This is a genomic window from Streptomyces sp. 8N706 (assembly GCF_052245415.1).
Classification (GTDB): Bacteria; Actinomycetota; Actinomycetes; order Streptomycetales; family Streptomycetaceae; genus Streptomyces.
This window is the reverse complement of sequence record NZ_JBQQBW010000079.1, coordinates 23,162-32,429: the sequence shown is the minus strand read 5'-3', so window position 1 is coordinate 32,429 and position 9,268 is coordinate 23,162. Positions and strand designations below refer to the sequence as shown.

7 protein-coding genes and 1 pseudogene are annotated in these 9,268 nt (G+C 69.1%); 7 read left to right on the top strand and 1 reads right to left on the bottom strand.

Features of this window, described 5'->3' with window-relative positions:
* Window positions 1-154: pseudogene (locus ACTWQE_RS24710) on the bottom strand (IS982 family transposase); the annotation flags it as partial.
* A gap of 87 nt (window positions 155-241) precedes the next feature.
* On the opposite strand from ACTWQE_RS24710, the gene ACTWQE_RS24705 reads away from it, so the two are divergent.
* From ACTWQE_RS24705 to gyrB, 7 genes are all read left to right on the top strand, one after another.
* On the top strand, window positions 242-442 hold the full coding sequence (locus ACTWQE_RS24705; RefSeq protein WP_443331232.1) for a hypothetical protein: 201 nt from the start codon (window positions 242-244) through the stop codon (window positions 440-442).
* Between the two features lie 168 nt (window positions 443-610).
* A complete protein-coding gene (locus ACTWQE_RS24700) occupies window positions 611-1,069 on the top strand; it encodes a helicase associated domain-containing protein (RefSeq protein ID WP_443331231.1) in 459 nt (152 codons plus the stop codon).
* Between the two features lie 242 nt (window positions 1,070-1,311).
* Window positions 1,312-4,050, top strand: coding sequence for an ATP-binding protein (locus ACTWQE_RS24695; RefSeq protein ID WP_443331230.1), 2,739 nt, complete (start codon window positions 1,312-1,314; stop codon window positions 4,048-4,050).
* Window positions 4,051-4,255: 205 nt separating this feature from the next.
* The gene (locus ACTWQE_RS24690) at window positions 4,256-4,618 is read left to right on the top strand and encodes a peptidase inhibitor family I36 protein (protein WP_443331229.1); all 363 of its coding nucleotides are present in this window, start codon (window positions 4,256-4,258) and stop codon (window positions 4,616-4,618) included.
* Between the two features lie 426 nt (window positions 4,619-5,044).
* A complete protein-coding gene (locus ACTWQE_RS24685) occupies window positions 5,045-5,770 on the top strand; it encodes a hypothetical protein (protein ID WP_443331228.1) in 726 nt (241 codons plus the stop codon).
* Between the two features lie 329 nt (window positions 5,771-6,099).
* Window positions 6,100-6,708, top strand: a complete 609-nt coding sequence (locus ACTWQE_RS24680) for a hypothetical protein (RefSeq protein WP_443331227.1) — start codon at window positions 6,100-6,102, stop codon at window positions 6,706-6,708.
* A gap of 475 nt (window positions 6,709-7,183) precedes the next feature.
* Complete coding sequence (gene gyrB, locus ACTWQE_RS24675) at window positions 7,184-9,217, top strand: DNA topoisomerase (ATP-hydrolyzing) subunit B (protein WP_443331226.1); 2,034 nt, start codon at window positions 7,184-7,186, stop codon at window positions 9,215-9,217.
* Window positions 9,218-9,268: the final 51 nt, after the last annotated feature.

Genomic DNA, 9,268 nt, shown 5'->3' with positions numbered 1-9,268 from the left:
CCGAGGTAAAGCCCAGCAGAGCCTGCGCGACGGCAAGGGTGATCAGCTCGGAATCCGTCAGCTGCGGCGGCCGACCCAGCCATCGGGTACCTCCGATCTCGTCATCGATCTTCACGTACAGTGCGGTTAGCAGGGCGTCTAGGTTGTTCGTCACACAACGATCTTGGACGCCCTGTCTGCGTTCCCGGACACACCGTCAGCATTCGGAATGACTCGTCTAGAGATAATCGACATCAGAAGCGTGGACAGCGTTGCCCTGCTGGACCCCAGAGGCGCGCCGCACGACATCGTCCAGGCCATCGGCCGGGCCCTGCGGCAAAAGCCCGGCCAGGGCAAGCTGGCGTCGTTGATCGTGCCGGTATTCCTGGAGCCGGACGAGCAGCCGGAGGATATGTTCACCTCCGGGTCGTACCGCCCGTTGATAAAGTATTGGCCGGACTGAGGGTTCATAATGAAGAGGCCGTGGAATTGCTCGCGATTCCGCAGGAACCGCAGAAAGAGTTGTGGACCCGTCGTGGAGTATCGGTGAGGCGCCCGAGGAAGACGAAGAGGAAACCCGTCTGCTCTTGCTTTTTGCCGCGCCGCGGGACCCGGTGATGGTCGCGGAGGGGTGTCCTTCAACGTGATCGACACCGAGCGGCAGGACTGGGCGCGCGGCTACGCCGCCGCGCGCCGGTACCGCGAGCGCCAGGCGCACTTGCGGGTGCCGTACGGCCACAAGGAAGGCGCGTACCCGCTCGGCCAGTGGATCGCCGAGCAACGCCGCGCGTACGGGGCGGAATCCAGCACTAGGCCCTGTCCTGCCGATCTTCGCGGGCCCGCGACGTGCCCTCAGGCCCGAGGGGCCTGGGAGGTCCCCCAGCCACCGCACCTCGCCGCGTTGTCGGAGTCGCCCCACGTACTCCCCCAGGCCTCCCGGGCCTGGGGGAGCCGCGGCCTGATCCACGAAGATCGACAGGCGAGGTCAGAAGCTGTTTTTGGACCTCGGGCTGACGGCGTGTCCGGATCGCCGAACGACCTCGTATGCGGCTCAACTCGCCGACGGATACCATGCGAACGTAAATCTTGAGCGCTGTCACACTGCTGGACCGCGCCCGGCACGCGGGTGTCCGGACCGTCCACGCGGCCGGGGACAGGGTCTCATCACCACTGTCCAGCGCTGAAGGACCAGGTCCGGCAGATGCCTTCGCATAGCGACGAATTGCCTAAGGGAACGGAATCGTCAGGCTTCGGTTGGCCGAGCGTGAGATGGACGCAGACGGGATATCAGCCCGGCCGAGCGTCAGCCGGCGCCCACAGGAGAACCAAACGATGCTTCTAGGCCGGCGCGCCGAGCGTAAGGCGATCGAACGGCTACTCGCAGACGTGCGGTCGAGGCGCAGCGGCGTGCTGGTGGTGCGCGGTGAGGCCGGTATCGGTAAGACCGCGTTACTGGAGTATGCCCGTGGCGCCGCGTCGGGGTTCCGGGTGGAGCGTGCGGTTGGTGTGGAGTCCGAGATGGAGTTCGCGTTCGCGGGCTTGCACCAGTTATGTGCGCCGTTGTTGGACCGGCTGGGTGCGCTGCCCGAACCGCAGCAGGCCGCCCTGGGCGTGGCGTTCGGGCTGCGTGCCGGGGACCCGCCGGACCGGTTCTTGGTCGGGCTGGCCAGCTTGAGTCTGCTGGCCGAGGTCTCCGAGGAACGGCCGCTGCTGTGCTTGGTGGACGATGCGCAGTGGCTGGATGCGGCATCCGCACAGACCCTTGCGTTCGTAGCGCGGCGGGTGGACGCCGAGCGGGTGGCGCTGGTGCTCGCGCTGCGCGACCACGGCCCCGACCCGAGCGACGCTCACCCCTTCGCTGGGCTGCTGGAGCTGGGCTTGGACGGGCTCGGTGAAGCGGATGCGCAGGCGGTGCTCGCCACAGGGGTCAGGACACCGCTGGATGAGCGGATACGTGACCGGATCATCGCCGAAGCGCGGGGCAACCCGCTAGCGCTGCTGGAGCTGCCCCGAAGCGCAGAGCCGGCGAAGCTGGCGGGTGGATTTGGGCTGCCGGATGCACTGAGCGTGCCGCGCAGGATCGAGGAGAGCTTCCAGCGCCGGTCACGCAGCCTGTCGGCCGAGACGCAGTTGCTGCTGCTGGTCGCGGCGGCTGAGCCGCTCGGCGATACGGCGCTGCTGCGGGGTGCGGCCGAGCACCTGGGCATCGACGCCGAGGCAGCTGCACCGGCGAAGGCGGCGGAGTTGCTGGAGATCGGCGCCCGGGTGCGGTTCTTGCATCCGCTGGTGCGCTCGGCGGTCTACCGTGCCGCCGCACCGTCTGACCGGCGACGCGTGCACCGCGCGCTGGCTGCGGCGACTGACCCGCGGGCAGACCCCGACCACCGTGCCTGGCACCGCGCGCAGGCCACGCTCGGGGCCGACGAGACGATCGCGGTGGAGCTGGAGCGCTTGGCCGGCCGGGCATGCACCCGCGGCGGGCCGGCCGCCGCGGCCGCGTTCTTGGAACAGGCGGTGGTGCTGACCCCCGAACCCGCCGACCGTGCACGCCGGGCACTGGCCGCCGCACACGCCACGCACCAGGCCGGCGCGACCGAAGCCGCCTTGGAGCTGCTGACGGTTGCGGCGGCCGTACCGCTAGATCCGCTGGGACGCGCCCGGGTGGAGCTGCTGCGCGCCCAGATCGCGTTCGATACCACCCGGAGCAGCGACGTGCCCGGGATGATGCTGGACGCGGCCAAGACGCTCGTCCCGCTGGATGTCGCGATGGCCCGCCAGACCTACCTGCAGGCACTCGAAGCGGCCGTCGTCACTGGTTCCTTCGGCCGCGGTCGCAGGGTGCTGGAGGTGGCCGAAGCCGCCCAGGCCGCGCCCACACCGCCACACCCGCCAGGGGTGGTGGACCTCCTGCTCGACGGGCTGGTGACCAGGGCCACGCAGGGATACGAGGCGAGCGTGCCCAGCCTGCGGCGGGCACTGGGGGCGCTCGGCAACCACGATCGCAATCCCCGCACCGCGGCAGCGGACGACAGCCGCCGCTGGCTGTGGCTGGCCAGCCGCGTCGCGGTGGCGCTGTTCGACGACGAGACGGTGCATGAGCTGGCCGGCCGCCGCGTCCGGCTCGCCCGCGAAGCGGGCGCGCTGTCCGAGCTGCCCGCCGCGCTTTACTATTTCGCCGTCGTGCTCGTGCACACCGGCGAGCTCTCCCACGCCGCCGAGCTCGTCGCCGAGGCCACCGCGATCCAGCCGGCGGCCGTCACCGTCACCGGGATCATGCTCGCCGCCTGGCGCGGCCGGCAGGCCGAAACCTCCGAGCTGTACGCGGCCATGGTCCAGGACGCGACCCGGCGGGGCGAGGCCGCGGTGGTCACCGTGGCCCAGTACACGCTGGCCGTGCTACACAACGGCCTGGGTGACTACCGCGCCGCGTTCGACGCCGCAGCAGGCCCGAGCGACTCCGACGAGCTGGAGCACAGCAACCTGGCCCTGCCCGAGCTCATCGAGGCGGCCGTCCGCGCCGGTGAACCAGCCCCAGCGGCCGCCGCGCTGGAGCTGCTCAGCTCGCGAACTCGCGCCAGCGGCACCCAGTGGGCGCTCGGTCTTGAGGCGCGCTCGCGAGCGCTGACCAGCACCGGGCCGGCCGCCGAGGCGCTGTATCGCGAGGCGATCGAGCGGCTTGGGTGCTGCCGGATGGTGACCCATCTCGCCCGCGCCCACCTGGTCTACGGCGAATGGCTGCGCCGCGAAGGCCGGCGTCAGGCCGCCCGCGAGCAACTCCGCACCGCCCACAAACTGCTGTCCGGCATGGGCGCAGAGGCATTCGCCGCCCGCGCCGCCCGTGAGCTGCGCGCCACCGGCGAGCGGCCACACAAGCCAACCGCCCAGCCGACCGATGCGCTGACCGCCCAAGAGCTGCACATCGCGCGGCGGGTGGCCACCGGGGCCACCTCCAAGGAGGTCGGCGCGCAGCTGTTCTTGAGCCCGCGCACCATCGACGCGCACCTGCGCAACATCTTCCGCAAGCTGGGCATCACCTCCCGCCGCCAGCTCAGGGACATGCAGCTTCCCTGAACCCCCGGCCGCCGTCCGCCCGAGGGGTGTAGGCGATGTTCGCCTATGCCACCGGCCTCCCGCCCGAGAGGTGTAGGCGATGTTCGCCGATGCGACCGCAGTGCGGCAGCGCCGAGCATGAATACGCGTCCGGGACAGCCGCCCCGGACAACGCTCGGACAGGACGTTTGCGGCACACAGATCGACGAGAGGAAGACGGAAAGACATGAAGCGAACTCTGGTGGCCGGTGTCATCACGGCAGCGTGTGTGACAGCAACGACGGTTGGCCTAGGAGCGACGCCGGCCAGCGCCGATCCCAACGACTGCCCCAAGAGGTATGTATGCGTCTGGGACAACAGCAATTACGAGGGACGTTTCATCTTCGTTCCCGGAACTGAACGTCCCAATGTCGGGGCATACATGAACGATCGGACGACCGCCCTCTGGAACCGCACCGGTTCCCAAGTCTGCTTCTACCAGAACTCGGACGGCAAGGGATCCCTCCTGGCGAGGGTGGCTCCGGGCGATTCGCGCCCCAACATCGGACCGACAGCCAACGACAGGATCTCCTCATGGAAGGCCTGCTAGCCAGGGTTTTCCCCCGGAGCTTCACACCCCGCCGTTACCAGCGACGCATGTCCGGGTGGGGACAGGTCAACGGACACTGACCCAGGGCTACTCTGTCGCCGACGGGGCTCCCGGTAGGATGGAAGTTCGACCAAGATCCGACTGTCTGCGAGGGAGCCCCGTTGGGCGCTCAGCCTGCCATCGCCGCCTACCGGTCAGCCACCGGCCCACCCGGTGTCGGTTCGAAGCCCCGGAACGAGGCTGGAGCCACAGTTCGGCGACCTGGGTATGTCGGTGAGTTTGGGAAACAGGTGTCGCTCAGCGTCGAGAGCGCCTCGGATTGAGGGGTGTGAGTGTCGGTGAGTTTCGGCAATGCCAGGCGGCTTGCGGTGGAGCATGGGTGTGCTCCGCGCTGGAAGTAGCCCGCTTGGGACCGTTCTCGCGGCTTTGCCGTTCTTTTCCCCGGAGACGGTCACCACCGATCACGGCGGCCCCTACATGAACCACCACGTGGTGGAGGCGGAGAGGACGCTGGGCTGCAACATCCTGCCCGCCCGCGTTCTGCGGGCGACGGACAAGTACGCCGTCGAGCGCGCGTTTGCCGCGATCAACAGCATGCTGCTGGAGCACCTGCTGGGCTTCACCGGGGCCGATGTCGCCGACCGCGGCGCCGATCCGGAGGCGGATGCGGTGCTGTCGATGGCCCAGACGGAGAACGTGATCGCCTCCTGGGTGGTGAAGGTCTGGCAGAACCACGTTCTGGGCGTGTACGCGCCGGCCTGGGGCCCGGGCGAGGACCACAGCCCCAACTCGCTGTTTGCCGCGGCGATGCACCAGGGCGGCTTCGCCCTGCAGATCCCCAAGCCGGAGCTCTACTACGGCCTGCTCAAGGCCCATTATGTCAAGATCCGCCCCCAGCGAGGGGTGAAGATCGGCGGGCTTTGGTATCACGCCGAGGTGATGGACGACCCCCGCTTCCACCAGCCATCGAGCCGGGGCGGCCGGCACAAGGGCAAGTGGGTCATCCGTTCCGACCGCCGCAACAGGCGGACGGTGTTCTTCGTCTCCGACAGGACGGCCGAGGCCTGCTGGCGGAGGTCCGCCGGCGGAACCTGGCTCCGCGCTCGGACGCTGAACTCCTCCCCGTCCTGCTGGACTTGCTCGGCTCGGTGATCCCGGTCGAGAAGTGGCCGACGCAGATGACCCAAGCGGGAGCGGACCGCCCGCTCCCGCCAGGCCGAGCAGGCCCGCACCGCCGACACCGACCGCCCGAAGACGGCCGCGGAGGAGCCGGTCGAGAGCAAGGTCCTGCCCTGGCCCGAGCAGGCCCGCAGCGTCGAGCAGGCCGTCGACGACGACCGGCGCCGCCGCCGCGAGGACGTCGCCGGGAGCCGGGCGGCTCCCGTCCCGCCGCCGCGGCTGGGCGACTCCCTGCGGCGCCGGTCCCTATTCCATCTGCCGCCCGACGATGACGAGACCACAGCCCAGCACCAGGAGCACGGGTGAACCAAGAACTGGACCGCCACGATCTCGCTGAGGCCCTCATCCGGCCGTCGCCGCGGCAGGAAACCTACGCCGGCTGGCAGCGCTGGCGCACGACGCGCGGCCAGTTCGCTCCCGCCCCGCAGCTCACGCTGGCCGAGTGGCGAGCCCTGAGCCCGGCACAGCGGGCACTGCACGACCTGCACCGCACGGCCACCCACGTGAACCTGCCGCTGCAGGAAACCCCGATGTCGCTGAAGGTCGCCCGGCTGGTCAACCGCCGCATCCGCAACAACGCGCTCAAGACCCGGCCTTCCACCCGAGCCGGCGTGATGGTCACCGGCTGGGGCTATCAGGGCAAGACGGAGACGGTCTGCGAAGTGGCCGCCGCGTTCGAGGACGCCTGGCTGACCATGCACAACTACGTCCACCCCGGCGCCGTGGACGGCACTCGGGATCTGCACGCCCCCGTCGCCTACGTCCAGACGCCAGTCACCGCGAAACCGAAGAGCACCTGCCAGTCGATCCTGGGCTTCTTCGGCGCGGAGACCCGGCGCCTGACCCTGCCGCAGCTGATCCGGCAGGTCGCCGATTCCCTCGACGACCACGTCACCAAGGCCCTGATCTGAGGACCGCGACCCGCATTGCCCGGGTGCAATCGACCAGCGGCAACCATAAACGCCTGATGCCGCCTCCAACAGCACCTTCACCGGGCAGGGTTCGACGGGAAGCCGGGGGCTGGCGGCCTGACGCAGCGCGACTGGTGACCGCGGAGGGTCACGCCGGAAATAGCGCCTGGGGCTCTATGCGGCAAGGCGCCAAGATAGCTCCTGAGCGGCCCTCTGCCGCATTTCCAAGGAGTCAAGGCAGGGGGGATTGGCTTGGGTAGAGTACGGGCCACACAGTGGCACATGGAGGCGTTCTCACCCCTCCAGCAAGGGGCATCTTCGGTATCCTGGACAGCGTCCCGGCAGTCAACGGTCCCGAGGCCCCGTGAGCCTCCGGGGCCCTGTTTGGGCTGCCTGCCCTGTCTCCGCCAGCTGTCCGGCCGCTCCCGCACCGTGGTGCGGGAGCGCGGTCTGCCATGCCCGAAAGAGAGCGTCTGTGACCACTTACGACACTCGCACCGTCACCGATACCCCCGGGTCCCAGCAGCCCGGCCATGTGGGGGCGGCGTCGTATGACGCCAACGCGATCACTGTTCTGGACGGCCTGGACGCCGTGCGCAAGCGGCCCGGGATGTACATCGGCTCCACGGGAGAGCGGGGGCTCCATCACCTGGTGCAGGAGCTCGTGGACAACTCCGTGGACGAGGCACTCGCGGGGGTGGCCGACCGGATCGACGTGACGATCCTGGCCGACGGCGGGGTGCGGGTGGTCGACAACGGCCGCGGCATTCCGGTGGGGATGCATCCGGTGGAGAAGCGGCCGGCCGTCGAGGTGGTGCTGACCGTGCTGCACGCGGGCGGGAAGTTCGGGGACGGCGGGTATGCGGTCTCCGGCGGTCTGCACGGTGTGGGTCTGTCGGTGGTCAACGCGCTGTCGACCCGGCTGTCGGCGGAGATCTGGACCGACGGCTACCGGTGGACACAGGACTACAGGGACGGTGCTCCCGCCGCCCCGCTGGCCCGCCACGAGGCCACCTCCCGGACGGGCACCTCGCTGACGTTCTGGGCAGACGGCGACATCTTCGAGACCACCGCATACTCCTTCGAGACGCTGGCCAGGCGTTTCCGGGAGATGGCCTTCCTCAACCGCCGGCTCACTCTGACCCTGACCGACGAACGGCCCTCCGCGCGCGCGACGGCCGCGGCCGACGAAGCCGACTCGGACCCGACAGCGAAGACGGTCTCCTACCGCTACGACGGCGGCATCACCGACTTCGTGGCCTACCTCAATGCCCGCAAGGGCGAGCCGGTCCATCCCTCGGTCATCACCATCGCCGCCGAGGACACGGAACGGCTGCTGTCGGCCGAGGTCGCGCTGCAGTGGAATGGCCAGTACACCGACAGCGTGTACTCCTACGCCAACGCCATCCACACCCATGAGGGCGGCACCCACGAGGAGGGCTTCCGCATGGCCCTGACCACCGTGGTCAACCGCTACGCGCGGGAGAAGAAGCTGCTGCGGGAAAAGGACGCGAACCTCTCCGGCGAGGACATCCGCGAGGGCCTGACCGCGATCATCTCGGTCAAGCTCGGCGAGCCGCAGTTCGAGGGCCAGACCAAGACCAAACTCGGCAACACCGAGGCGCGCACCTTCGTGCAGAAAATCGTCCACGAGCATCTGACCGACTGGTTCGACCGCAACCCGAACGAGGCCGCGGACATCGTGCGCAAGGCCATCCAGGCGGCCACGGCCCGGGTCGCGGCCCGCAAGGCGCGCGACCTGACCCGCCGCAAGGGCCTGCTGGAAACGGCGGCGCTGCCGGGCAAGCTGTCCGACTGCCAGTCGAACGACCCGGCAATGTCGGAGATCTTCATCGTCGAAGGAGACTCCGCCGGCGGCTCGGCCAAATCCGGCCGCAACCCGCAGTACCAGGCGATCCTCCCGATCCGCGGCAAGATCCTCAACGTGGAGAAGGCCCGGATCGACAAAATCCTGCACAACCAGGAGATCCAGGCGATCATCTCCGCGTTCGGCACGGGGGTGCACGAGGACTTCGACATCGCCAAACTCCGCTACCACAAGATCATCCTGATGGCGGACGCCGACGTCGACGGCCAGCACATCAACACCCTGCTGCTGACCTTCCTGTTCCGCTTCATGCGCCCACTGATCGAGGAGGGCCACGTCTACCTCTCCCGCCCCCCGCTGTACAAGATCAAGTGGAGCCGGGACCACGTCGAATACGCCTACTCCGACCGCGAACGCAACAGGCTCCTGGAACGAGGCCGACAGGGCGGCCGCCGGATCAAGGACGACTCCATCCAGCGCTTCAAGGGCCTGGGCGAGATGAACGCCGAGGAACTGCGCGTCACCACCATGGACCCCGACCACCGGGTCCTGGGCCAGGTCACCCTCGATGACGCAGCCGTCGCCGACGACCTCTTCTCCGTCCTGATGGGCGAGGACGTCGAAGCCCGCCGCCACTTCATCCAGCGCAACGCCAAGGACGTCCGCTTCCTCGACATCTGACCCTAGGCACTGGCCTCCCACCCCCTCGGGACGCCCGACCCGAAGCCCCAC

Excerpts from the sequence above, each read along its gene's own strand:
- ACTWQE_RS24695 (WP_443331230.1), top strand. The coding sequence starts at position 1,312 with ATGCTTCTAGGCCGGCGCGCCGAGCGTAAGGCGATCGAACGGCTACTC.
- ACTWQE_RS24690 (WP_443331229.1), top strand. The coding sequence starts at position 4,256 with ATGAAGCGAACTCTGGTGGCCGGTGTCATCACGGCAGCGTGTGTGACA.